Here is a 26,722-nt window from a genome sequence, read left to right on the forward strand (position 1 = left end):
AAAAGACGCTAAATGCGCCCGGGAATATGATTGAAAAATCAAAATATAAGAAGAATTACCAATCAACGTATTGAGTAGGTTTTTCTGGGAACTTCACCCTTCAAAAATAGGTCGATTTTCACTCGATAATATAGTTCAAATATATTATATAACAAGAATGTAATTATTGGAAGGGGATACATTTAAGTTTAAGCATTTGTTCGTATAGCATAGTATTGTGTGTTTTGATCTCAATAATTCATAAAATTACTATTCCTAAATTACTATTCCTTTCTATTCATAATTTTGCAATTAGCACTATGGTACAATTGAATTAAAATATAAAGTTGTATTCACTATTTACATGGACTTAAACAACAAATAAAAAATAATAATTAGTAATGTGAAAGTCTGCAAAAGAGTATCTTTATATAACCTAATAGAAGAAGTTAAATTTTGTATACATTTACAAAATAACAAATTCTTAATCTAGTATTGCTCATATTCCATGCCTTGATGTTCTTGATTGTTGTCATGAGATTTGGTAGACGCTCAGGTAGCGAAACAACAGTCGAACTGGTAAACAATCCCCCCCTTTTTGGAGCTGTGAAATCGTCCCAAAATATTATGGTATTATTGTTTGCTTTTGTAATGAAAAAGGATATGAAAAAACATATCCTTTGGTCTAGCATCTTCTATTTGATTGTATTAGCGAGTTATTTTGTAATGTTTTGGTCGGTATTAGAAGTGTAATGAAGTTGGAGGGCGTTTCTTCTCCCATCAAGACCGATAATTCACTACTATAATCCCTGATGCCACCATCACGATAGCTCCGAAGATCATCACATTTAACGCTTCCCCATCGATAAACATCGCCGATAACAATACGCCAGCTACAGGAACAATAAATTTATACATACTGATTTTACCTGCAGCCTGATATTTTAATAACGAATACCATAATCCAAAGGAAATGGCTGACAATAAGGCGGAATAGAGTAACAATCCCCAACCTAAAGGGGTAAAAACAATAGCGCCCTCCTGCAATTGAGGGTAGCCGACCAAGAGTAATAAAATAGCGCCTATCGTTAACTGCCATCCAGTGATAGCAAAAGGATGAATACCAGTCGCTAATTCCTTTGCCATAATGGTCGCAATTGCACTAGTTAACCCTGCCAAAATCATGTACCCTTCTCCATTCCATTGAAAGGACAGTGCAAAGGATTGTCCCCAATTCGCGAGGACAATTCCAATAAATCCTGCGATAATGCCAAGCCATTTTTTTCGATCTAACCGATCATTGTTATAATAAAAATGGGCAAGCAATACAGTGAAAAAGATCCCGCTTGAGGATAGGATAGCTCCCTGCATGCCAGATACGATGGCTAATCCATTATAAAAAAAGTAATATTGTAAAGCTGTTTGAATAATTCCTAATAGAGTTAATACTAGTAATTGTCTTTTCGTGATTTTTAATTTTCTAATATCCATAAAGGCTAGTAATACTAGCACAATGATACCTGCTATTAAAAAGCGAATCCCAGCGAAAACCATTTTAGCCATCACATCGTTCGGTGCCATTTGTAATTCGACATAGCTCACTTTCAAAACAGGAAAGGCACTTCCCCAAAGAATCGAACAAAAAATGGCAATCATGATCGCTGACCATGGCTTAATTAAGAACTTTTTCAACATAAGTCATCTCCATATTCTTATAGTGCAAATAATAATCATATCTCTTTGGTTTTGAATAGGCAAGCTTTCTGTTTATGATCTGGAAATTGGATTATTATGCTATAATTGTTTTCAGATTTTGGTAAAATTTCTAACTAAAAAACAGAAGAGAAATTAGTAGGGATGAGGCGTACAAATGAAAAATATTTTTAATCCATTACATTTACAAGAAATTTTAAACCGTATTGACAAATTAAGCCCAGATTCAAAATCCAAATGGGGTAAAATGGATGTTGCCCAAATGTTAGCACATTGCTCAGCCTTTCAAGATATTGCAATGGGACAATCTCATCCAGCGCGAGGTTGGTTAGGAATATTCATAGCAAATCTTGTGAAACCGATGTTTTATAACGACAAGCCATTAGCCCAAAATATGTCCACCATTCCGACCATTTTGATTGTCGAAGAAAAAGAATTTGAAACAGAGAAGGAAAAACTGAAGGGGAAAATAATAACCTTCCAGAATAATGGCCCAGAGAAGTGTACGACTCATCCACATCCTTTTTTCGGTAAACTTACTCCTGAGCAATGGGGAAAAGGAATATATAAGCACCTTGATCATCATTTAAAACAGTTTGGAGTGGGAGAATAATCATCTTTTTCTCTATCACATTACACTATGATCATATAATCTTCTTCACATCCTCTTTCTTCTGTACGGGTACAGTGGCAAAAACCGAGCATATCGATCTTTTATTTCATTTATTATAATAGAATTTAAGGGTAGCAGTATGAGAAAGAAGGCCTTCTGATCCGTTTGTTTAGCTACCTAAACCAAAAAAGCACTTGGTAGAAAAGAGGTTAGATGATGAGGAGTTCATGGAGTAAATTTAAAAAAATTGGGCCAGTATTGCTTCTCCTATGTATCATGCTTATAGGTTGTTCAGAGGATAACTCTCAACCTACTCAACCTAAAGAAAATCAAGAAACCACAATTACAGAAGACCTTGCCAAACTGAATGATCAAGTAAATGCTGAAGCTGAAAAATCTCCTACCCATATTACTAGTCAAGACAAGTCTATTGGATTGACCCAATTAACTGACAAAGTATGGGTACATACATCCTATAATGAGTGGAAGGGCACCAAAATTCCCCACAATGGGTTAGTTGTTACCACTGACAAAGGGGCGGTCTTGATTGATACTGCATGGGATACAGAGGGGAATCATCCAAAAACGAAAGCTTTATTACAAATGATTCAAAAACATTTGAAGAAAAAAGTCGTTCTGGCGATTGTTACCCATGCACATGATGATAGCATTGGAGGAATTCAAGCATTATTAGATAAGAAGATAGAAGTGCGAAGTACACGTTTGACAGCGAAACTAGCAAAAGAAAATGGATATCCTTCGCCAAAACCGATACTCGATGAAAAACCGATGATGAATATAGGTGACACCGTTATAGAGACCATGTATCCTGGTGAAGGCCATTCAAAGGATAACATTACGGCTTGGCTACCCCAATATAAAATTTTATTTGGTGGATGCTTCATCAAATCATTAGATGCAAAGGATCTTGGAAATCTTTCTGATGCCAATGCAGAAAAATGGGATGACTCTGTTAAAAAAGTAATCGAGAAATATCCACAAGTGAAAATCGTTGTCCCAGGACATGGGGAATGGGGAAATAAGCGACTGCTTTTCCATACGGTTGATTTGATCAAACAACATACTGACTAACGAAAGCTTAAAGGTAGCCCTTTTCTAAAATATGTAGGGCTACCGTATGAATATCAAACAGTCACGCATCTCCTGAAAAGTTAGAATTATTTCACCTTACTCCCGTACCGATCCGAAACCCATTTCACCAATTGCTCCTCCGCTTCCTCTACATTGGATGCAGTGAAAGCTGTCTTCTGACTCTCTGGATAATTGGTTGAATAATCATAGAGAGAATCATAATAATAAGTTAGTAGTAGCTCCACTGTCTTGGTAAAATCATGAGCATCTAGATATTCGCCTAGCTCTTTAGAGATGTTGGTTGGTAGCCTTTTTTTAATAATGTGAAAGGCTTCCTTAAATTGTTCTGGATTCAACCATGGCTGATAGTCGTCTAATATATTCCTCACCCGTTCCTCTACTGGCAAATGGACAAAAATCTGCTTGCTATTTTCTTTTTTCTGATCAAACCAGTCCGGAATGACTACCTTTCCAATCCGCTTGCTTTCCCCTTCGATAAATACAAAGCGTTCCTGCTGGACCTCAAGTAATTTTTCAAGTAAAGCAAAATCAAATGAGCGTTGATTGACAGGATTCCTTCCTATATGACCAAAAATCGAGCCACGGTGACCTGCCAATTTTTCCAGATTAATCACTGGATATCCCTTCGCCTTGAGCCGGTCCAGTAAAATGGTTTTACCACTGCCAGTATAACCATTTAAAACGAACAGCTCTGGTTTCATCTCAAACTGATTCAAGCGCTCGACCGTCCATTCTCGATAGGCACGGATTCCACCACTTAACCGCTGGACTTCGATTCCCATTAATCCTAAAACTGTTGCGGCCGTTTTACTGCGCATTCCACCACGCCAACAGAATACGGTAGCTTGCACATCGATTTTTTTAAATTCTCTAATAAAATCCGGCAGCTTTTTAGAAAAGATCTCAAGGCCTTTTTCTTTTGCTGCCTCTGGCCCTTTTTGTTTATAAATGGTACCAACTACTGCACGTTCTTGATCGGAAAATATCGGGATATTCACACTGCCAGGAATCGTCGCTTCCTGATATTCCTTAGGTGAACGTACATCTACTAACACATGATTGTTGTTTGTTTTAAGCTGATACAGTTCATCTGCCTGAATGTCCTCAATCATATTCTGACAATCCTTCCTAATTTGTTTCTAATGAACGGAGATAGTTCCTGATGCTCCATCTAATATTTCTCCAATTATCGCAGCTTCTACTTTTTGATCCCGTAATTCTGTGAGTAGATCGTCGGCTTGGTCGTTAGAAACAGCGATCAGAAGTCCTCCTGATGTTACCGCATCTGCTAGAATCCATTTATCTATCTGGTCCATTTTTTCTGGGAATGCTACGACATCTTTAATATGCTGGAAATTATTTTTCGTTCCACCAGGGATGACTCCTTGATCGGCTAATTCCCGTACTCTTGGTAAAACAGGCACCTGCTCCTGATTTATTCGGATTTCTACCTTGCTCTCCTTAGCCATTTCGACGGCATGTCCGAGTAATCCAAACCCTGTCACATCTGTACATGCATGGACCTGATAGTTTTTCATCGTTTCTGCAGCTGTTTTATTTAATGTTGCCATCACTTTTGAAACGCGTTCGATTTCCGTTTCATTTAAAAGATCGCGCTTAATTGCTGATGTCGATATTCCAACACCAATTGGTTTGGTTAAAATCAAACGATCTCCTCGTTTTGCGCCTGCATTTGTTTTGACATAATCTGGGTGTACTGTACCTGTTACGGCTAAACCAAATTTCGGCTCCTGATCGTCAATTGAATGTCCACCAACTAATGTCACGCCTGCCTCAGCCAATTTGTCACTTGCACCAAGCAAAATATCTGTAAGAATCGATTTATCTAAGGTGGAGATGGGGAATGCTACAATGTTTAATGCCGTAATAGGAGTGCCTCCCATTGCATAAACATCGCTAATCGAATTTGCTGCAGCAATTTGACCAAAATAATATGGATCATCTACAATCGGTGTGAAAAAATCTAAGGTTTGAACTAAAGCTGTTGTTTCGTTTAATTGGTATACCCCAGCATCATCCCCTGTTTCGAGCCCAACTAATAAGTGAGGGTTCACTTGAGCTGGTGGGAGCATTTTAAGTACTTGGCTTAGATCGGCTGGACCAATCTTACAGCCACAACCACCCTTTGAGCTTAAAGAGGTTAATTTTATTGAATTCGTCATGTTCACCGCACGCCCTTTCTACAATTTCTATTATGATTAGTTTATCATACCTATATATTTTGATCATTTTAAGTAGATTAAAGGTAGAATCGATTGCAATTTAGCGAACTTATGTTCTTTGTATGGAACAACTTTTATGCTATCTTTGTTATTAAGAAGAAGAGAGGGTTGTAGTACCATATTCACCTATGATCAAATTCGAGACGAACCAGACGTTTTTACCATGTCCTTTCCGTTCCATCACGTATTAACATTCCATTTTTTGAAAGTGGAATTAAGAAAAGAGAATTGGCGTTCTTTTCTTGCACCCTCTAATCCTGTAGCAGTTGCATTATTAAGTAAAATGGGCTATAAACAATCTGAGAGAATTCAAGTGAAGAAAGAATTTTTGCGTTTGTTAGCAACATTAGAGTTAGATCCAGCTAAGATGGAATTAATTCATGGTTTCTTTGAGTCTTATTTAAAACTAGACCGTAATGAGGAGGAGCAGTTAATGGAACATTTACGCGATACAAAGGATGAGTCCTTAGAGGAATTTGTCAAAAAGTTACCAAATTCCTGGCGTGATAAAGGTTTAAGAGAAGGATTAAAAGAAGGAAAAAAAGAAGTTGCAAGAAAATTGATTAATAAAGGTTATAACACAGCTGAAATTTGTGATATTACTGAGCTATCTGAGAATGAAGTGGAAGAATTGAAGGCTTAATCATATCCGGGAGCGCAGGGAAGGTCACGCTCCCTATTTGTTTGAAGAGTTCCTTTTGCATACTGTTAAATTGTAAAATCTGCTCGGATTTTCCTAATACATAACTAGTTGCTATATTCCTATAACGAAGGATTAAAAGGAGAATAGTTACCAAACTCCCATTGGAGCGGGAAGCCTCCTATAACACTTCTTACTTGTCTAACCTTAAAATGAATAAACCTCTCGGTCCCCTCCCAATGTACTGTCGATTCTCCATTAATTTGAAGAAGGTTTCCTGCCTCGAAATCAAGAAACAACAAGCCGGTTTGTTTATTTTCTACTAGATTTCCTAGTGTATTAAACATATGATTTCCTGGATAATCTTTGATTAATAGAGTCTGGGGGTCAGCAATATGGACAAATCCAGGTAATCCTCCACGGTGAGAAGCATCTGCACCATGCTCTAAATGGTGGGTTGCAATAAAAAATGTATCTGCTTCACGTATCATTTCCTTCTGGTCTTTATCTAGGTGTGTAGCTAGTTTCGGTTCTTGGCGTTTCATTGTTTGGAAGCCTAAAAAGGTACGCGATTGTATGAACTTTGGGCAGTTCGAGTACACTTCTCTTGTTTCTACAGTAAATCCAGTCCCGTGAACCTTCGTAATGATCCCATTTACTCTCATCCGTTTTCTTGTTTCAAACTCAATGGCTAATATCCCTATCGTATTGCCTGTCTTCAAACCAGCAAATATGGGATCGGAAGGTTGAGGAAGGGCTCGCACGGAAATTGTTTGTGAATCTACTACTTTCACAAAACCAGGCCTTTCATAAACTACAGAAGTCCATACCAAGCCATTGTCATTCTGTAATCCAATAATTAGCATCACCTGTTTTTCAATAAATCTTGCAGCAACATCCACGATATTTTCACGAACAATCTTACTTACACGGGACGCCTCTTCCCTTAAACAAGCTTTTTCTTGCACTTCGATTTCCCCTCGATGATATTTCATCATTAAAAGAACCCACAAGCAGGACCTTCCGTATTATTGTGAGCATGATATGAGGTGCCTGAAGGAGTGTAAATCTCTAATCGAATCCCATCAGGATCTAAGAAAAAGATCCCACCTGATTCAGCTCCTTCTTCATGTGGCGTAATCCCTTGATAAATCATGTTAGTGCCTATATTAACTAGCTTTTCCTCGATCCTTTTGATTGTTTCAATTGAATCTGCCTCAAACGCTAAATGATGAAGTCCTGATTGGTCCTTGGAGAATTCTGTTTGGCTTTGTTCCCATAAAGTGATGGTTATCTTATCGTTATGTCCTAAGAATGCATACTTCTTTCCATTTTCCTTAGATTCTCTTACAATTTTTAGCCCGAAAATGTCTTTATAAAAGGAAAGAGATCTCTCCATGTTTCTTACATTTAGTCCTACATGTCCTGTTTTCATTTAACCACCTCCCACCTAATTTATTTTTGGTATCGACGCTCAGATGCTTTAATTGGATAGTCATTTGCACTCATATCCCTACGCTTCATAAGCCCTTCATCATCGAATTCCCAATGTTCATTTCCATGGGTTCGCATCCACTGATCGGTTTCTGCATCTCGCCATTCGTATTCAAATCGAACCGATATGCGATTTTCTGTGTAACTCCAGAGTTCTTTCATTAAACGATAATCAAGCTCTTTTGCCCATTTTTTCCTAAGAAATTCCTTGATGGCTTCTCTTCCTTTAAAAAATTCAGTACGATTTCTCCATTGTGAATTCACGGTATAGGCTTGAGCTACCATTTCTGGATCCTTTGTGTTCCATGCTTCCTCTGCTGCCTTCACCTTAGCAAGTGCAGTTTCCTGCGTAAAAGGTGGTTTGATGGATTTTGACATTAACATCTACTCCTTTCAAACTAACCACTTATTTTGTTTATAGTGGTTAGTATAGATGATTTTAATTAACTTGTAAATAGGTTATAATATGGTTAGTTCAAAATTTTCAGGAGGATAGAAAATGCCAAACAATGAAACTTTCCCACTTACCTCAAATTACTTATCATTAGATCTAGTTAATACGGAAATTGTAAGAAGAGGAATTCGGCATGACCTGCTTAAGGGGAACTTCGCCGATTGGTTTCAAACAATGCTAAAGGAAGGAAATATAGTGGATGAGCAATTCGATAAAGAATATGTCATATCAGATGGACTCCATGCTCTTCTTGATTTGAGAGAGTTTTTACGAGAAGGGTTTGAACGTATTGTAGATAAGGGAGATCTTGATGACCAATGGGTATCCCATCTAGAATCATTAATCGAAAAAGCGCCCTTTTCTTATAAGCGGATAAAAGAAGGGAGCCTTGTGCCGATTCCAGTCGGGGATTCTTTGGATGCAATAGTTTCCTTAGTAGCATTTGATGCATTGCGATTGTATACCACAGGAGATCTACAAGCACTTAGACGTTGTGCTAACCCAGATTGTGTTTTACTGTTTATCGATAAAAGCGGTAGGCGCAAATGGTGTTCGATGAAAATATGTGGAAACAGAATGAAGGTTTCCCGGCATAATCAACGCAATGCTAGTGAGTAGGTGTGTTTGAAAAGCAATTATCTTGCAATTAATGGTACTGCCCGTTTACTAGTATCACTAATCAAAGCAAAATATTATCTTCTCGTTCCCAAACTAATTATAATAGAAAAGGAAACATTTGGGAGGTGTAAGGATGGATAAACAACAAATAAAAAAGGATATAATGGATGCAATGCATTTTCGGCATGCAACGAAAAAATTTGATCCAAATAAAAAGATAGCGGAAGAGGATTTCCGCTTTATTCTAGAAACGGGACACCTTTCTCCAAGCTCCTTTGGGATAGAGCCATGGAGATTCTTAGTTATTCAAAGTACGGAATTACGAGAAAAGATTAAAGACACTTCATGGGGTGCAAGAGGTAAAGTAATGGATGCGAGCCATTTTGTCATTTTCTTGGCTAGAACAGCAAAGGATATGAATTATCGTTCCAATTATTTAATGGATCACTACAAAAATGTTCACAACTATCCAGACGAGGCAATACAAAGCATGTTACCAATGATTGAAAACTTCCAAAAAGAGGATTTCGACCTGTTAGAGGATGATCGTCGTTTGGCAGACTGGGCATCTAAGCAAACCTATATTGCATTAGCAAACATGATGACAACAGCTGCACAAATAGGAATAGATTCTTGTCCGATTGAAGGATTTTCCATCGCAGCAATGAACGAATTGCTGCGGAAGGAAGGACTTTTAGAGGACGATCATTTCACGATTTCAGTAATGGCGGCATTTGGCTATCGAGTACAGGATGCCACGCCGAAAAGTAGACGGCCGTTTGAGGATGTTGTGAAATTTGTATAATGTTTTATAAGCCGTGGTGATGGGAGCCGCGGCTCTTCTTAACTTCAGAGCAAATTTGGTTGATTGTCTGGCTATGTTTGTAGATAATGGGGCATATCTACACAGTAATTTTCCAGCTATAATAATGGGGAGATAAATAAAGGGAGGTCTAATATGAAAAGCAAATTATTTCTTATTATTTTTATTGTAATCGTTTTCTTATTGTCTGCCTGTAGTTATGGAGGAGGTTCAGAGGAAGTTAGCTCGGATGATGCCACATCAGACACGTCTAGCGAAGAAACTGAAACAACGGTAAATGAAGATGGAAAATTTGAACCTGCTGTAGAAATTACCACAGCTCGACCAGTAGGCTCTGATTATGTTTTCATTAATGGAGAAAATATTCACCAAAATATTCATAACAAATGGGCGGAGGAATCCTTAGGGATAAAAATAAAGGATCTATGGGAGTCTGCTGACAATAGTGCCTATCATACACAGCTACGCCTATCCCTTACGTCCGATGAAGAGCTACCGGATGCATTTATCGTACAAGATCCTATTCTCATTGATGACCTTATCCAATCAGGTCAAGTGATGGACATTTCAGAGGCTTTTGATCAATATGCATCCGATCGCCTGAAAGAGGTTTACGAGGAAAATAGCTATGCGTTTAATCAGGTAACATATGATGGAAAGGTAATGGGATTACCAATCTTTACTGCAGGAGATGGTACTAGTCCGGTTCTATGGATTAGACAAGATTGGCTCGATCATTTAGGATTAGAGCCACCAAAGACGATAGAAGAATTTGAATCAGTAATGGAAGCATTCACAAATGATGATCCGGATGGAAATGGTGTGGATGATACATTCGGATTCAGCTTCTCTGGAAGGAATGGCTTTAATAATTGGATGTCTGATGTGAGCTTTGTCTTTGGTGCATATACAGGAAAATATATTCCAGGTACTTACCTAGAAAATGAAGAAGGCAGTCTAGTCTATAGTTCTGTGCAACCAGGAATTAAAGAAGGCTTAAATAAATTAAGAGATTGGTATAGTAAAGGGTATTTAGATCAAGAATTAGCGGTTTTGGATGAGGTAAAGGCAACGGAAGCATTCATTCAAGGAAAATCCGGAATGATCGCTGCACCGTTTTGGGCAGAAGGCTGGCCTTTAGGTGATGTGAAATCAACGAATCCAGATGCGGTTTTAGAAGCTTATACTCTCCCTGTTGGCCAGGATGGAAAATCAGCTCGTTTCATGAATAGTCTAAATGAGGGGAAGGTGATGATGTTCCGGAAAGGCTTTGAACATATGGACGCATTTTTTCATTATTTTGACAAAATCTATGATAGAATTTTTGAAACAGGAGAATTTGAGCATGGTTTCTTTGAAGGCTATGATTATGCGATGGTAGATGGAGAGGCTGTCTATGATCCTACCAAATTCCCAACCCCTTTAGATCAAGCGGCAACTCCGGGAAAATATACTTTGTTCTGGAATATTCCTGAAATACCATTGAAGTCTTCTGAGGATCATCATTTTATATATGAGGGAAATGAACCAGAAACTAGTGCGCAGAAGGTAATCGCGCAGAGTTCAGAAGCACAAATAAAAGCCGGAGCTCTAAACTATGAGATGAGGGACATTAATACACCAAGTCTATTCCTTGGAGCGCCTACTGAAACAATGAAATCAAGAGGAGAAAATCTAGAAACACTTGAATTAGAAACTTTCGCAAAAATTATTTATGGAGAATATTCGATAGATAAGTTTGATGAATTTGTCGAGGAATACTATTCCAAAGGTGGTAAAGATATTGAAAAAGAAGTGAATGAATGGTATCAGAGTATTAATAAATAAAGAAGAAATCCACTACTTTAAGAGTGGTGGATTTCTAGACTATTTTTAGATTCCCGATATTTTTGGGGGGTCATTTTAAAATGCTCCTTAAATAATCTTATAAAATATTGCGTTTTCTGATAGCCTACCTCCTGAGAAATATCGGCTATTTTCTTATTCGTCGTTAATAATAATGTCACAGCTTTTTTCATGCGTAATTGAAAGATATAAGAGGAAATACTAGATCCTGTTTCTTTTTTGTACCATCTCGACAGGTAGACAGGATGTAAATAAACATGCTCCGCAATCGAATGTAAGGTTACATTTTGTTGAATGTTCTTTGAAATAAAGGCATGAATCTGTGCGATTAAGAAGTTTTTATTCGATGTGTTTTCATTTTCTGTATTACTCAAATAATCCATGCCTTTTTGTATCCAGTTTTTGATATCCTTGGGTGTGCTAATAGTAAACGGATTCTGGATAAAGGTGATATATTCTGGAAAGTAGGTATGTTGCCTATTATTTTTTGCAGAGATATAGGAAAAACAACTGAAGAAGTAATACATTATTTCCATTAAATGCTGCTGTGTGAAAACAGCGTCTTTTTCCATTTTGTCAAGAATCGCCTCCACCTTTTGATAGGCCTCATTCCATCGTGCAACCTCCATTAAATCGATTAACGAAGGGGCCTCGGTTAGGTGCTGAAAATAGTTGGGTGACCTTGAAGGATCTAAATTCTTAATCCGATGAACCATCGTATCTTTCTGTTCGGTTAATCGCAAGGTATAGTTAACGATTTGCATATATGTCGAATGGAGGTCCCTGTTCAACTGAATAGACTCAGATTGAAGCATGACTATCCGAATGTTTAGTAATGCTTCGATTGTTTGCTTCACTCGCTTCAGCTTCTGTTTCATGAGATCATCAGAATTGGTTAAGTTTAAAGGAATAACGAAATGGAAGAAATGATAGGGATCGATACAGTACCACAGCTGTTCCCTTGTAGGGATAGCTTCATGGAGTATTTCCTCGGTAATATTCATGATCGCTTTTAGATATAGTTCGGTATCTTGGCTATCACCTCTGAAGCTGTTAGTTTTCATCAAAATCGAACTAACGATACAATCACTTCGATAAGGGATATCAAGCTGCAGTTCTGCTAGTTTTTTCGTGAATTCCTTCTCAGAATAGGACTTCCCTTGGAATAATTCGAAAAGGAATTGTCCTCTCAAAAAATGTTGACTTTGTCTATAATTAATTCTCTTAGTAATGAACTCCTTTCTTTTCCTATTTTCCTTCGTAACAGTTTCCATCGTTTTTACTAAAACGCGTTGTAATTCATCAGGCATTATTGGCTTCAGTAGATAGTCCATCACTCCATACTGTATTGCAGATTTTGCAAAATCAAATTCTGAATAACCAGATAACAGAATGATCTTGGTAGGTAGCTCCTCTGAATAAATGAGCTCTAGTAGGTCAAAGCCATTTTTTTCTGGCATCCGTATATCTGTAAGGAGAATAGAAATCGACATATTGGATAATAAATCATAGGCATCATCTACACACGTCGCCCGGTGAATCGCATTTATTTTTAAATCAAAGCTACGTATACAGTCTTCTAAGTAATCCAACACAAAATTTTCATCATCTACCATTAAGATATCCAATTATATAGCTCCTTTCTTAGGGACAAGCTGTCTATTATCTCTGATTTTGGACAACCTAGGAATCGAAATCGTTACCTTCAAACCATTTGGATTTCTTGACTGGATGGAAATGTTCGTTTGCTCTCCATAATAATGAAGAAGTCGTTGGTTAATATTCCATAAACCATAGCTCTCACTCTCGCCAATATTGGGCTGATTAATGGAATGTAAAAGCTGATTGATTTCAAATGATGGAAGTCCTTTTCCGTCATCCTCAATGATTAATCGATAACATTCGTTAGTGGCTTCTCCAGTTACGATGATTTCTCCTGCCCCCCTACGATTATCGATACCATGTAGAATCGCATTTTCGATAATCGGTTGAAGCGTGAGAGGTGGAATGAAGATATGATCCATTTCTTTTGCGATATTTATCTTATAAGTTAATTGACTATTTCGAAGACTTTGAACCTCGAGATAGTTTCTCAAAAAAGATATTTCATCGTGGAGTTCTGTAAGATCTGTATTTTTCTTCGTAATATATCTGTAATACCTTGCAAGATTATTAGCCATCGTGGTGACTGCCTCTGGTGAACGTTTCGCCATTGATACGATGTAGAAAAGGCAGTTATAGAGAAAGTGAGGATTGATTTGAGATTGTAAATGCTTATACTGTGCCTCTCGAGTTCTTAATTTTGCTATATAAACATCTTCTATCAGTGCTTGTATTTTTTGTGCCATGCGATTGAAACGGGAAAAAAGATAGTCAAACTCGTTATTCGCTTGGATGGTAACCCTGGTGTCGTACGCCCCTTTTCCTAACTGATCAATTTTGTTTACTAAATGCTTCATGTTGTATCGTAGATGTCTGTGTAAAAGATAAGCCATTAGAATGCCTGTCATAAACAAAGTAAAAAGGCATAAATAAACTAAATATTTTATATCGTTAAGTGGAGCTAGAAAGCTATCGAGCTCTGTATAGCCTACTATTTTGGCATCAATGGAAGAAATATAACGATAATGTACGGCATACTTGATGTCTTGATTTTCAATGATGAAGGAACCTGAATCTTGATTAAATGATGGCTTTTTTGTGATTTCTGAAATCATTGAGTCATTGATTTCGTTAGTAGCATAACTAGTTTTATCTGATAAATAGATAAAGGAATTGGCATTCCCCGATGCATTAATCAAATCTAAGACATTATCTAAAAATTCAGCAGAAAAACTTGCTTCAACAATAGTGTTAACGTTTTCAAAATGATTAATAGTTAATGGACTCGTTACCATAAAGCCAAAGGTAAGAGAACCACCTGCCCATTTAGAGAACCACTTATTTTTTGGAGTATGGATGAAATCATACGCATCATATTCTATTTCTTGATTGGTAGAAATGATCTCATTTGTTTGTGGCCAGTAGATAGTGAATGCATGGTTAGATCCAATCACATTTTGTTGAATTTTTAATTTTTCCTCCACATATTTTCGCTTCAACAGGTGATCGATTCTACTACTAAAGTCATAGGATGTGCTGAAAGATTTAATACTTCTATCGTTGATCAGTAATATACTCATCACTTCTAGCTGGTGTAGATCTTTCTCAAATTGTTCCACCGAGTAGTCTAGCTGTTTTTTCGTGGATTCTTCTAAATTTTTTCGCATAATGGACTCGTTTATTTTTTGTGTAATGGTAAAAAGCACAGAGCAAACGAGAAGTAAAATAAATAAAGCTAATACAAGTTTATTAAAGATTTTGTATTTAATCACTTTATTCCCCCCAGCTATTAAAAATTGGTTATAAATGTGGTCATAGATGTTAATTACCTGTCATAGGTATCGGCTATTTGAGTTGATATAATAATAACAGATGAAGTTGTTTTTACAATATCTGATTTGCCATATTTTTTGTGTCGAGGAGGGGTCAAGGTGAAGGAAAGAGTAAGCGCATACACAGAAGGCGTAATAAGTGAGTCAAGAGAAAGGAGAAAAAAGAAAAATCATTTCATGGCATCGTTTGAATGGAAGAAAACATGGCCACTTCATTTACTTGTTTTACCAGTAGTAATATTTGCGATTATTTTTAACTATTTACCAATGTTTGGAAATATTATGGCTTTTCAGGATTATAAGCCTTGGGAAGGTTTTTTCGGTTCTCAATGGGTGGGATTTTCGCATTTTGAAGCATTATTCAAGTTCGACGATTCTGTCCAAGTAATCTGGAACACATTCATTATTTCCGTTTTGAAGATTGTCTTCGGATTAATCGTTCCGATCATCATGGCATTGTTATTAAACGAAATTAGGAAAATGAGTATTAAACGTGGAATTCAGACAATGGTTTATCTGCCTCATTTTCTTTCATGGGTTATTCTAGGTGGAATTCTTATTGATATTTTATCGATAAACGGGGGTATTGTGAATAGGTTATTGGAATCTGGATTTGGTATCGAGCCAATATTTTTTTTAGGTAATGGAGATTGGTTCCGAACTGTGCTCGTTACAAGCGATATTTGGAAGGAATTTGGTTTTTCTATGATTGTATATTTGGCATCGATTAGTGGGGTTAATCCGGATTTGTATGAGGCAGCGGAAATGGACGGAGCAAATCGATTTAAGCAAACATGGCATGTTACTTTACCTGCAATGCTACCAATTATTATCGTCATTAGCACACTTCAGCTAGGGAATATTTTAAATGCTGGGTTTGATCAAGTGTTTAACCTTTATAATCCTTTGGTGTATGACAAAGGGGATGTGATTGATACGTATGTTTATCGAATGGGCTTGGAGAACGGGAATTTCAGCTTTGCAACAGCTGTTGGTCTATTTAAATCACTCATAAGCTTTGTGTTAATTGTGGTTGCCTATCGGTTAGCTTATAAATTGGCAAATTATCGAATTTTTTAGTCTATTAGGGGAGGAATCTAAATGTATCATAAGACATTGGGGTACAAAATTTTCAATATTTTTAATTATACGTTTTTAATTGCAATGGCTATTCTATGTGTTCTGCCATTAATTCATGTACTTGCAGTTTCCTTCAGTGGAAAGGAAGCGGCAAGTGCGAATATTATTAACCTTCTACCAGTAGATTTTACCCTGGAGGCCTATCAGAAAACATTCGATAATCCCTTATTTTTACAAACATTATATAATTCCTTTTATCGAACTACCCTCGGAACGTTTATTACGATGACTGTATTAGTATTTGCTGGCTATGCCTTATCAAAGGAGTTTAAGGGTAGAAATTTCTATATGTGGTTCATTGTTTTCACCATGCTATTTTCTGGAGGTATGATTCCAAGCTACATTCTAGTCAGCAATCTGAATCTGACCAATACGGTATGGGCACTCGTTTTACCGGGGGTGGTAAATGCCTTTAATCTTATTCTATTAATGAACTTCTTTAAAACGATTCCTAAATCATTAGAGGAAGCTGCAAAGATAGATGGTGCTGGCTTTTTCCGGATTCTGTTTCAAATCTATCTGCCGTTATCAATGGCGGGTATAGCCACCATCACCCTTTTTACGATGGTATTTCATTGGAATTCTTGGTTCGATGGTTTGATTTATATGAGGGAAACCTCCAATTATCCATTAGCGACCTTCCTTCAAACGATAGTCGTTCAACAAGATATGAGTAAAATCAGTACGAACCCTGAGGATCTCGAAAACTTATCACAGCGTACGGTCAAATCTGCTCAGATATTTATAGGTGCACTGCCGATTTTACTTGTCTATCCATTCTTGCAAAAATACTTTGTGAAAGGCATTGTCATGGGCTCGATTAAAGAGTAAAAAGGAGTTGAGATAAATGCAGTTTTTGAAGGAACACGTAATAAATTTGTCTAATAAGACAGTAGTGGATTATATGGATGATGTCTCATTAAGTATCGCTACTTCTTGTAATGGTGGTGGCTTTCAATTGGATCTGACAGCAATTTCGAAGCACGCCTTTTTACAAAATGAATATTTTGTTGCTGACGTGTTTCATGAATCAGAGGATGTTCTTGTGATCATCTGTCGATTTGAAGAGAGGAGCGGTAGGTTTGTACAAATTCACTTTGGGATTCTACCTCATGTTCTGACAACAATCTGTCTTCCGCTAAGCGCATTGAACGGGGAAAAGCTGTTTCTTGAGCGTTATCCTAATGTGATGCAAACCGTTTTAAGAGGTGATCCTGTTGTTGATTTAGAATACATCGATTCCGTTTATATCGAGACACCCTCCTCTCGGTTTTCAAGAAAATTCATGATTTCGAACATAGAGCTACTCACCAATGAGCCAGAATGCCAAGTGAAAGAAATGAAGTATATCGATGAAATGGGCCAAAATAATTTCAGAGAATGGCTAGGGAGAATAGGAAGTACACTACAATTAAAAGCGAGGCTTATACAAGCCTATGAAGAGGCAAAGGTTCGTCAACGACCTTTCTTCTTTGATGGTGAGCGCAAGTTTGCGTCAAACGGTTTTTTTCGTACAGACTATGATGGAACTAATTGGTGGCTAATTAGTCCCGAAGGTGATCCTTTCTTTAGCATTGGTGTAAATTGTGTTCGGCCAAATAGTCCGATGAAAATAAAAGGAATGGAAAATCTATTACCATCACTTCCTATCGGAGATAATAGGTTTACCGAAGCATTTGATGAAGAAGCTTTTGATTTTCATATAGCGAATTTAATCAGAGCTTTCGGTGAGGATTGGAATAACAAATGGATGTTTTTAACCAATGAAAGATTGAAGCAATGGAAATTCAACACAATTGGCAACTGGTCTGACGATCACTTTATTTCCTTCTCAGAGCTTCCCTATGTGTTCCAAATGCGTGATTTCCCAGAAACATCTCTTAAGATATATCGAGATTTTCCAGACGTTTTTGATCCAGCATATCAAGATAATGCTCGAAAGTTTGCTAGACAACTTGAAGAAATACGAGATGATCGTAGAGTGGTTGGATATTTTATGCGCAATGAGCCACATTGGGCGTTTATCAATAAGTTAAACTTGGTAGAACTAATGATCAATCAAAGAGAAACCAGTTTTTGTAAAAGAGCATTTGTAGACTATTTAGCAAAAAGGTATGTCGAAATTGGTCGATTAAATGAGGCATGGCAGACTAATTTGACTTCCTTCGAAGATCTGTTTTCATCAGAGTCTTTCAAATTGCCAAAATCGGTGATAGAGGGAGAAGATTTTGTATTTTTTCAGAAGGTAATGATAAGAAGATATATTGAAATTCCATTAACCTGCTGTAAGGAAGTAGATCCAAATCACTTGAATATGGGAATAAGATATGCATGGATTTCTAGTGAGAGTTTGTTAGAGGGCTGTGAGCTATTTGATGTATTTTCTATTAATTGTTATCAAGATAAACCGAATAAAGAACAAATAACATCCATTAGCAAAAAGCTGAAAATCCCCGTTATTATTGGTGAATTTCATTTTGGAGGAGCGGACGTAGGTCTACCAGCTTATGGAATAAAAGCGACAGAGAATCAATTAGAGAGAGGAAAGGCTTACCGTTATTATGTGGAGCAGGCTGCTTCAGTACCAGGCCTCATTGGTGTTCACTATTTTCAATATAATGATCAGCCTGTTCTAGGGAGATTTGACGGAGAGAATTATCAAATCGGACTCGTGGATGTAGCGCAACAGCCATATGAGGACTTCATGAAAGAATTGACTATCTCGCATGAGAATGTTTATGAAGTGAGAGCACGAAGCAAAAAGCCATATTCTGTGGTTCCTAGATTTATTGCAAAGACAGGTTTTTAGACTATTCGTATAGCTTTTAGTTTACCGATTTAAGAAACCTTTTGAACTAATCGGTCGTTCCCATTAGCATTTTTATGGTATGGTTGTTTCCCATGTGTCAAAATTCACGCTAAAAAATTGTAATAGAATACCTCTTATACCGTCATAGGTGATGGTGTAAGAGGTATTTCTGTTTTATATGTAGCTCATAATTTAGTCTCCCTCACACTCCAATCTATTTCTTCTACGAATTCTCCATCAAGGAGATATTGCAAGTGATGATATCAGTGGAGAAACATCTCTCCGCTGATTACTGTCTCACCTTAACATGACCGAAATGACCATTAAACTTGGCGGACGGGACAATGATTGCTTATTTGGAATGAAGTAATATTTAGTTAGGTTTAAAAAAGATCTCATGGGAAAAGTAAGCGATTACAGATAATAGATAAGCATGACTGTAAGGGGGATTAATTACTCGAAAAGTTAATGCCTAGCACAAAGTATAAGTAGTATTAGATGACTTGATGATGGGTATAAACACTATCATGTATTATTATTAAGTACTCAATAATAAAAAGGGGTGAAAGAATAATGGCAACAAAGGCTGGGACTGAAATAGAAACAATAGTATCTGTTAAACCGTCCGCAAAAGTTTGGAAAAAAATGAAAAAGAAATGGCGTCTTTATGCCATGATGGTGCCAGCAATAGTCTTCTTTGCAATCTTTAATTATTACCCTATGTATGGTGTGATTATCGCATTCAAAGAATACAGTGCTTCAGCTGGGATACTAGGAAGTCCATGGGTTGGTTTTGACCATTTCGAACGATTTTTTAATGCCTATTATTTTTGGGACATTCTAAGCAACACACTTTTGATTAGTGCTTATCAGTTGGCTATGTTCCCAGTACCAATAATCGTGGCATTGTCAATGAATGAAATAAAAAGTAGTATGTTTAAACGATTTACACAAACGATTACCTATGCACCACATTTTATCTCTGTCGTAGTAATGACAGGTATGCTAGTCGCTTTTTTAAGTCCTTCTACAGGTATTGTGAATAATTTTCTCGGTCTTTTTGGAATGGAACCAATTGCCTTTTTAGCTGAGCCTGGATGGTTTAAAACGATATTTGTACAATCAGGTGTATGGCAAAATCTGGGATGGTCAGCAATTATCTATCTTGCAGCATTGGCTGGTGTAAACCCGGAACTTCACGAGGCAGCTACAGTAGATGGGGCCACTCGTTTTCAGCGAATCTTACATATTAACATTCCAGCGATACTCCCAGTAATTGTTATATTGCTTATACTAGAAGTTGGCAACCTAATGGCTATTGCATTTGAAAAAGTGTATTTGCTACAAAATCCATTAAATATGGAAGCCTCTGATGTTATTCAAACATTTGTCTATCGATCAGGGTTACTTGAAGGACAGTATAGTTTCTCAGCAGCAGTCGGCTTATTTAACTCACTTATCAGTTTGACCTTACTTGTAACCGTTAATTATATAGCTAAAAAAACAACCAATAATAGTCTCTGGTAGAAAGGAGTGAAGGAATTGAAACGTGAAAGTGCAGCAGACAAAGTTTTTATCTTTTTCAACACACTGTTTATTATTTTTCTTATTGCCATTGTTATCTATCCATTACTGTATATTGTAAGCGCATCAATAAGTAACCCTACTTTAGTAAATTCAGGGGAAATGTGGCTATTTCCAAAGGATATTACCTTCGAAGGATTTGAACGGGTGTTTCAGAATGCAGATATCTGGAACGGCTATAAAAATACAATTATTTACACAATTAGTGGTGTTTTAGTACATTTGTTTATACTTTTACCTTGTGCATATGCAACTTCAAGGAAAGATATTCCCTTTAAAAAAGGGATTATGTGGTTTTTTCTCTTTACCATGTTTTTTAACGGTGGGTTGATTCCTACGTATCTATTAATTAAAGATTTAGGCATGATTAATACTACATGGGCAATGATTCTGCCAAATGCACTTGGAGTATGGTCGATCATTGTAGCGAGAGCTTTTTTTCAGCAAAATGTTCCCAACGAATTAGTAGAAGCAGCTGAAATGGATGGAGCAACAGATTTTTATATATTTTTTAAGCTTGTATTACCTCTTTCTACGCCAATTATAGCTGTAATGGCATTATTTCATGGAGTTGGGCTTTGGAATCAATATTTTAATGCACTCATGTACCTGAACGATTCAAGTATGTACCCATTACAACTAGTTTTACGTGAGATATTAATTTTGAATGAAATGAGTGTGGATATGATGATGTCTGGCCAAAATTTAGAATCCTTTGCAGAGCAAGCTAGAATTGCAGATATAATCAAATACTCAGTAATGATCGTATCAGCACTTCCATTACTCATTGTCTACCCATTCCTTCAAAAGTATTTTGTGAAGGGTGTATTAGTTGGTTCAATTAAAGAGTAAGAGGTCTTATTTACAACTATATATCGTTTATTAGAGAAAAGAAAGAGCTTATGAAAAGGAGGCATAAGTGTATAAAGGTGTTGGCACAAAGTAAGAACAATTTATTAGGGAGTGAGAAGGTTGAAAAAATGGTATGTTTTATTTTCTGTTTTATTTGTAATTGCTACTTTAATTGGATGTACCGATTCAAACAAAATGGGCAATGATACAGATAATAATAAGCAAGTTACTATTAATGAAACTGGTTTTCCTATAGTTGATGAACAAATAACCATAGAAATGGTAGGTCAAAAAAACCCTATCCAAGCAGAATGGAAGGATATGTCAATCATTCAAGAATATGAAGAAATGACAAATATCCACATTGAGTGGGAAACACCTTCCGGAGATGGCTATACAGAAAGATTTAACCTTTTACTTGCTAGTGGAGATTATCCAGATGCTTTCTTTGGAGGAGCTATAAGTACTGCCGATCAGATGAAATATGGCTCAGAAGGCATATTTCTACCGTTGGAGGATTTAATTGAAGAATATGCTCCTAATTTCTCGAAGTTATTAGAAGAAAATCCAGATCTTCGACGGAACATTACCACACCAGATGGACATATTTACGCACTTCCTACTGTTATCGATGTGCCAAGGGATTTGACTGGTCCAAAGCTTTGGATTAATAAAAAGTGGATCGATGAAGCTGGATTGGATATGCCTAAGACAGTTGAGGATTTATATCAAATCTTGAAAGCATTTCATGAAAAGGATTCAGAAATTATACCTGTTGGATCATCAGGGTTAGATGATATTAAGTATGGATTGATGGGTGCCTTTGGTTATCTCGGAAATAACAATTTAAATGTAATAAATGATGAGGTTGTTTTCGTTCCTGCAATGGATAATTATAAAGAATTTCTTAAATTCATGCACAAGCTTTATAGTGAAGGGTTATTAGATCAAGAAACATTTACACAGGATGCGCAACAATTAAATGCTAAAGGGCAAAATATGCGTTTAGGCTTATTTATGGATGCAGGTGCATTTTTAAAAGTTCCGGAAGAAGAGAGCTGGGATTACGTAGCACTACCTCCATTAACGAGTTCCATAAATGATAAATTAATGTGGCCATCCACTTCAGGCGTAATTCAAGGAACATTTGCTTTAACAGATAAGATTCAAAATCCTGAAGCAGCGATGAGGTGGGTTGATTATTTTTATTCAGAAGAAGGTAGTGTATTTATTGGAACAACAGGGGGTATTGAAGGGGAAGACTGGGAATGGACCGATGAAACCAAAACATCATGGAAGCAAATTATACCTGAAGGGAAAAGCATGGCCGAAGCAAATGCAGAAAGAACACCTGCAGCAGGAACTTTTGTGCCACATTACATGTCCAAGGAATGGGTCCATAAGGAAGATTCTCCATTAAACAATAATATTGACAAAGAAGTTGTAGAGAAGTATGAAGAACACTTTACTATATCTTTACCAGATGTATATCTAACTACAGAACAAAGAAATGAAGTATCAGCACTTCAAAGTGACATTGAAAAGTATGTAGGGCAAATGCAAGCAAGCTTTGTTGTAGGAGATGTTTCTTTTGATGAATGGCCAGAGTATATAGATACTTTAAAGCAAATGAATGTTGACCGTTTAGTAGAAATTAACCAAGAAGCCTATGATACGTGGCGAGAAAACTAAAAGCAGTATAGTGGTCACAAATGGAAGGAGTCAATTGGTGGTGTTAGTTTCAATAGGTTTTGTTAGAGATTAACCATTGAGTATAGGAGGATAACACATTGAAAAGACAGCATCTACTTTTCGCTTTTGTTATGAGTGTTTTTATTATGTCAGGATGTTCAGACTCAGGGCAGGAAGAAACAAGTTCCGATTTAAATAAGGATATATTTAATGAAGAGGGCTACCCAATTGTTGATGAAAAAATAGAGTTAATCATGATGGGTCCCTCTACGCCACACCAGACAGTACCATGGGACGAATTAAAAGTTTTTCAAGTTTTAAAGGAAAAAACGAATATTGGTTTTCACTTTAATAACCCAAGTGCTGAAAGTATGGAAGAAAAACTCAATTTAGCTTTTGCTAGTGACGACCTCCCAGATGTCTTACTAGGGATGGGGCTAACGATAGAGCAAGAGGCAGATTATGGTGCAGAAGGTCAGCTAATACCGTTAGAAAAACTAATTGAAGAGCATGGTCCGAACTTACAAAAGATGCTAGAAGAAAAACCAGAAGTTCGTAAGTCCATCACTGCAGCTGACGGTCATATTTATTCGTTACCTTTCGTTGATTCAGAATTAGGATTTTTATCCTATCAAAAGTTATGGATTAATCAAACATGGTTAGACAAATTAGGCTTAGAAATGCCGGAAACAATCGATGATCTATATTCTGTCTTGAAAGCTTTTAAAGAAGAAGACCCTAATGGAAATGGGAAAGCAGATGAAATACCAATGGCAAGTTCTAAGGATGTAAATGTGCATAATGTTATTCAGGCTGCATTTGGATTTACAGGACATCTTGATGTTACAACGGGTGACGTGAGATTTGCACCAATGGAGGAAGAATATAGAGATTACCTGACTTTTATGAACAAATTGTTTGAGGAGGGCCTTTATGATTCTGAATCCTTTACACAAGACAAGCAACATGTAAATGCGAAAGGGGCAAACGAACAATTAGGAGTTTTTTATGATGGAGGGCCATTTTTAACAGTAGGTATTGAACAAAATGAAGATTATGTTGCGCTTTCTCCATTAACCTCTGAAGTTAGTAATAAAAAAATAGCACCGAGAACTTCACTCGTTCAACCAGGTGTATTCGCCATCACGAATGTGAATGAACATCCAGAGGCAACGATTAGATGGGTTGATTATCTGTACAGTGATGAAGGAGCCATTTTATATAATTATGGAATTGAAGGCGAGGATTTTGAATATATAGATGATAAACAAGGGATAAGATATTTAACTCCTGAAGGTATGGAACGAAATGAATTCATCAGTAAAATTAAGCCACTAGGTGTTGCCGAACCTAGAACACATGATCACATACAAGAGTTACAGCTGTATAAACAGGAAGAAACAGATCCTCAAGATGCTCATATTATGCAACAAACACTGGAAAATATTAAGCCATTTGCTGAACCTATGTTTCCTCATGTTCACTTTACGGAAGATGAAATAAAAACTTTAAATACATTTAGAACAGATATTGAGGACTATGTGGAACAAATGGAAGCGCAATTTATAACAGGTGGTGCATCGATAGAAAATGATTGGAATGAGTATCTTGATACATTAGAGGACATGGGGGTGGAGCAGTATATTCAAATACACTCAGATGCCTATGATCGTTGGAAAGCGGTTGAATAACGGGAGTGTTTTATAGAATATGTAGTAAGATTTGTTATAACGAATCACATGAAAAATCAGTGGGGAAGATTTCCCCACTGATTGCAGTTTAATAGATGGGAGGAGTAAAATTTGTATGAATATGGTCATAGAAAACTAACGGATATACTAGATTTAGATCTATTAAATAGGATCGACAATGATAATCGTGTAAGAAAGTATGTAATGCCAAAACGAGTGATTTGGAAAACGGAGGGAATAGATGCACAAGTTGAAAATGAAGAAATTCTTTTAGAAAAAAGAAGTGGCCAGATTACCTTAGATACTGGTAATGCATGTAGGTTAACGAATAATGGGAATAGAGCTGGTCTTTTGCTAGACTTCGGCGTCGAGCTCCACGGCGGAATACAAATCCTTGCATGGAAGGGAGGGAATGGGAAGAAATCAAGGCTCAGAGTAAGATTTGGTGAGTCTGCGATGGAGGCAATGAGTGAGTTGGGGGAAAATAATTCAACGAATGATCATGCCATACGTGATCAAGAGGTTGAAGTAAGCTTTATGGGCATGAGTGAAGTTGGGAATACAGGTTTTCGGTTTGTACGGATTGATTTACTAGATGAAGCTAGTTTTGTAGATTTAAAATCAATTCGAGCTGTATTCATTTATCAAGATATTGAATATAAAGGAAGCTTTAGATCTAACGATGATCTGTTAAATAACATATGGCAAACTGGAGCGTATACGGTCCATCTTAATATGCAAAATTATTTATGGGACGGAATTAAGCGTGATCGTCTCGTATGGATCGGTGATATGCACCCAGAAACTTCAACAATCCAATCTGTGTTCGGCTATGATGATTCTGTACCTAGAAGTCTAGATTTAATCCGTGATGAGACTAAAATCCCAGGCTGGATGAACGGCATTCCATCGTATTCTATGTGGTGGATACTTATTCAAAAGGATTGGTATATGCAAAATGGTAATGTAGAGTATTTAAAAGAACAAAAAGACTATTTATTATCATTATTGTCTTTCTTAGATTCGTTTATTTTAGAAAATGGTAGAAATACGACGCCGAATCCTTTCATCGATTGGCCATCGACAAGTAATACAAAGGCTGTAGATGCAGGTGTCCATAGTTTGCTCATTTTAGCAATGGAGGCGGGGGCTATGCTATGCAAAGAACTAGATGAATCCTTGCTTGCTGAAAGATATTTGGAGTCGGCAGCTCTTCTGAGAAAGTATGTACCTGAACATGGTCAAAGTAAGCAAGCTGCAGCATTGATGTCATTAGCAGGGCTTGTCGACAAAAACTCTATCAATGAAGAAGTTCTTTCTATTGATGGTGCTAAAGACATTTCAACTTTTCTCGGATATTATGTTTTAAAAGCACGGGTGCATGCTGGTGATATTATCGGTAGTCTGGAGACTATACGTGAGTATTGGGGAGGCATGTTAAGCTTAGGGGCCACAACCTTCTGGGAAGATTTTGATGTTGAATGGCTTCAAGATGCTGCCAAAATAGATGAAGTTGTCACAGAAGATGATAGTAAGGTAGATGTGCATGGTACATATGGTGATCATTGTTATATTAAATACCGACATAGCCTATGTCATGGGTGGGCATCTGGTTCTACAGCATGGCTTTCAGAGTTTGTACTGGGAATAAGGATAATAGAAGCAGGTTGTAAAACGATTGAAATCAAGCCAATGCTTGGAGATTTAGATTGGGTGGAGGGAACTTATCCGACGCCTAAAGGGAATATTTTTGTGAGGCATGAATTAAAAGTAGAGGGAGTAGTGAAAAGTTACATTGAAGCTCCAAAAGGTATAAAAGTAAGATGCCCTCAAGATGCAGAAGTAATCGTTAAAAACCATTAATAGTGTTTTTGATCATTTACTTTTAATAAAAATTTCCAATATAAAGTATAAGGAAAACTTTGCCTATGATAGAGATAAACGAATGCAAGTTTTAAAAAATTGTAGCGCTACACGGATGCTGT

General features: G+C 36.9%; 22 protein-coding genes. 14 read left to right on the forward strand and 8 right to left on the reverse strand.

Annotated features, from left to right (window positions below; all coding sequences use genetic code 11):
* Positions 1 to 759: 759 nt before the first annotated feature.
* On the reverse strand, positions 760 to 1,674 hold the full coding sequence (locus tag ACZ5R4_RS18650; RefSeq protein ID WP_464367790.1) for a DMT family transporter: 915 nt from the start codon (positions 1,672 to 1,674) through the stop codon (positions 760 to 762).
* 175 nt (positions 1,675 to 1,849) lie between these two features.
* Here ACZ5R4_RS18650 and ACZ5R4_RS18655 point away from each other — a divergent pair, with 175 nt between their 5' ends.
* Complete coding sequence (locus ACZ5R4_RS18655) at positions 1,850 to 2,305, forward strand: DUF1569 domain-containing protein (RefSeq protein WP_464367791.1); 456 nt, start codon at positions 1,850 to 1,852, stop codon at positions 2,303 to 2,305.
* Positions 2,306 to 2,521: 216 nt separating this feature from the next.
* Positions 2,522 to 3,397, forward strand: coding sequence for a subclass B1 metallo-beta-lactamase (gene bla / locus ACZ5R4_RS18660; RefSeq protein ID WP_464367792.1), 876 nt, complete (start codon positions 2,522 to 2,524; stop codon positions 3,395 to 3,397).
* Positions 3,398 to 3,483: 86 nt separating this feature from the next.
* Here the strand turns inward: bla and mnmH are convergent, their stop codons facing one another.
* Complete coding sequence (gene mnmH, locus ACZ5R4_RS18665; protein WP_464367793.1) at positions 3,484 to 4,530, reverse strand: tRNA 2-selenouridine(34) synthase MnmH; 1,047 nt, start codon at positions 4,528 to 4,530, stop codon at positions 3,484 to 3,486.
* Positions 4,531 to 4,557: 27 nt separating this feature from the next.
* On the reverse strand, positions 4,558 to 5,601 hold the full coding sequence (gene selD, locus ACZ5R4_RS18670) for a selenide, water dikinase SelD (RefSeq protein ID WP_464367794.1): 1,044 nt from the start codon (positions 5,599 to 5,601) through the stop codon (positions 4,558 to 4,560).
* 136 nt (positions 5,602 to 5,737) lie between these two features.
* Here selD and ACZ5R4_RS18675 point away from each other — a divergent pair, with 136 nt between their 5' ends.
* Positions 5,738 to 6,304, forward strand: coding sequence for an RpnC/YadD family protein (locus tag ACZ5R4_RS18675; protein WP_464367795.1), 567 nt, complete (start codon positions 5,738 to 5,740; stop codon positions 6,302 to 6,304).
* A 119-nt stretch (positions 6,305 to 6,423) separates the two neighbouring features.
* Here the strand turns inward: ACZ5R4_RS18675 and ACZ5R4_RS18680 are convergent, their stop codons facing one another.
* The 3 genes from ACZ5R4_RS18680 to ACZ5R4_RS18690 are packed head-to-tail and all read right to left on the reverse strand — an operon-like array spanning position 6,424 to position 8,173.
* On the reverse strand, positions 6,424 to 7,296 hold the full coding sequence (locus ACZ5R4_RS18680) for a pyridoxamine 5'-phosphate oxidase family protein (RefSeq protein WP_464367796.1): 873 nt from the start codon (positions 7,294 to 7,296) through the stop codon (positions 6,424 to 6,426).
* A gap of 2 nt (positions 7,297 to 7,298) precedes the next feature.
* The gene (locus ACZ5R4_RS18685) at positions 7,299 to 7,736 is read right to left on the reverse strand and encodes a VOC family protein (protein ID WP_054860990.1); all 438 of its coding nucleotides are present in this window, start codon (positions 7,734 to 7,736) and stop codon (positions 7,299 to 7,301) included.
* Positions 7,737 to 7,756: 20 nt separating this feature from the next.
* The gene (locus ACZ5R4_RS18690) at positions 7,757 to 8,173 is read right to left on the reverse strand and encodes a DUF1348 family protein (RefSeq protein WP_054860991.1); all 417 of its coding nucleotides are present in this window, start codon (positions 8,171 to 8,173) and stop codon (positions 7,757 to 7,759) included.
* 121 nt (positions 8,174 to 8,294) lie between these two features.
* Here ACZ5R4_RS18690 and ACZ5R4_RS18695 point away from each other — a divergent pair, with 121 nt between their 5' ends.
* The 3 genes from ACZ5R4_RS18695 (at position 8,295) to ACZ5R4_RS18705 (ending at position 11,517) form a co-directional block, all read left to right on the forward strand.
* Positions 8,295 to 8,867 carry a CGNR zinc finger domain-containing protein gene (locus tag ACZ5R4_RS18695; RefSeq protein ID WP_054788681.1) on the forward strand — a complete coding sequence of 191 codons (573 nt, stop codon included), beginning with the start codon at positions 8,295 to 8,297 and terminating at the stop codon, positions 8,865 to 8,867.
* A gap of 133 nt (positions 8,868 to 9,000) precedes the next feature.
* Positions 9,001 to 9,672 carry a nitroreductase family protein gene (locus tag ACZ5R4_RS18700; RefSeq protein ID WP_054860993.1) on the forward strand — a complete coding sequence of 224 codons (672 nt, stop codon included), beginning with the start codon at positions 9,001 to 9,003 and terminating at the stop codon, positions 9,670 to 9,672.
* A 153-nt stretch (positions 9,673 to 9,825) separates the two neighbouring features.
* The gene (locus ACZ5R4_RS18705) at positions 9,826 to 11,517 is read left to right on the forward strand and encodes an extracellular solute-binding protein (protein WP_464367797.1); all 1,692 of its coding nucleotides are present in this window, start codon (positions 9,826 to 9,828) and stop codon (positions 11,515 to 11,517) included.
* Positions 11,518 to 11,534: 17 nt separating this feature from the next.
* Here ACZ5R4_RS18705 and ACZ5R4_RS18710 read toward each other — a convergent pair whose 3' ends face one another.
* The gene (locus ACZ5R4_RS18710) at positions 11,535 to 13,163 is read right to left on the reverse strand and encodes a response regulator transcription factor (RefSeq protein WP_464367798.1); all 1,629 of its coding nucleotides are present in this window, start codon (positions 13,161 to 13,163) and stop codon (positions 11,535 to 11,537) included.
* Positions 13,164 to 14,909, reverse strand: coding sequence for a sensor histidine kinase (locus ACZ5R4_RS18715; protein WP_464367799.1), 1,746 nt, complete (start codon positions 14,907 to 14,909; stop codon positions 13,164 to 13,166).
* A 237-nt stretch (positions 14,910 to 15,146) separates the two neighbouring features.
* Between ACZ5R4_RS18715 and ACZ5R4_RS18720 the strand changes: the two genes are divergently transcribed.
* The 8 genes from ACZ5R4_RS18720 to ACZ5R4_RS18755 all read left to right on the forward strand — a co-directional run bounded on the left by ACZ5R4_RS18720 (position 15,147) and on the right by ACZ5R4_RS18755 (position 26,600).
* Positions 15,147 to 16,049, forward strand: a complete 903-nt coding sequence (locus ACZ5R4_RS18720) for an ABC transporter permease (RefSeq protein WP_464368517.1) — start codon at positions 15,147 to 15,149, stop codon at positions 16,047 to 16,049.
* 21 nt (positions 16,050 to 16,070) lie between these two features.
* Positions 16,071 to 16,940 (forward strand): carbohydrate ABC transporter permease, encoded by an 870-nt coding sequence (locus tag ACZ5R4_RS18725; RefSeq protein WP_464367800.1) that lies wholly within the window; start codon positions 16,071 to 16,073, stop codon positions 16,938 to 16,940.
* Positions 16,941 to 16,956: 16 nt separating this feature from the next.
* Positions 16,957 to 18,918 carry a beta-galactosidase gene (locus ACZ5R4_RS18730; RefSeq protein WP_464367801.1) on the forward strand — a complete coding sequence of 654 codons (1,962 nt, stop codon included), beginning with the start codon at positions 16,957 to 16,959 and terminating at the stop codon, positions 18,916 to 18,918.
* Between the two features lie 573 nt (positions 18,919 to 19,491).
* Complete coding sequence (locus ACZ5R4_RS18735) at positions 19,492 to 20,445, forward strand: ABC transporter permease (protein WP_464367802.1); 954 nt, start codon at positions 19,492 to 19,494, stop codon at positions 20,443 to 20,445.
* A gap of 15 nt (positions 20,446 to 20,460) precedes the next feature.
* Positions 20,461 to 21,354, forward strand: coding sequence for a carbohydrate ABC transporter permease (locus tag ACZ5R4_RS18740; protein WP_464367803.1), 894 nt, complete (start codon positions 20,461 to 20,463; stop codon positions 21,352 to 21,354).
* 120 nt (positions 21,355 to 21,474) lie between these two features.
* The gene (locus ACZ5R4_RS18745; protein ID WP_464367804.1) at positions 21,475 to 23,046 is read left to right on the forward strand and encodes an extracellular solute-binding protein; all 1,572 of its coding nucleotides are present in this window, start codon (positions 21,475 to 21,477) and stop codon (positions 23,044 to 23,046) included.
* Between the two features lie 98 nt (positions 23,047 to 23,144).
* Entirely contained in the window at positions 23,145 to 24,737 is a 1,593-nt protein-coding gene (locus ACZ5R4_RS18750) for an extracellular solute-binding protein (RefSeq protein ID WP_464367805.1), read from the forward strand.
* Positions 24,738 to 24,848: 111 nt separating this feature from the next.
* Positions 24,849 to 26,600 carry an alpha-L-rhamnosidase-related protein gene (locus ACZ5R4_RS18755; protein ID WP_464367806.1) on the forward strand — a complete coding sequence of 584 codons (1,752 nt, stop codon included), beginning with the start codon at positions 24,849 to 24,851 and terminating at the stop codon, positions 26,598 to 26,600.
* Positions 26,601 to 26,722: the final 122 nt, after the last annotated feature.

The sequence above is a fragment of the Gracilibacillus sp. JCM 18860 genome (assembly GCF_055395245.1).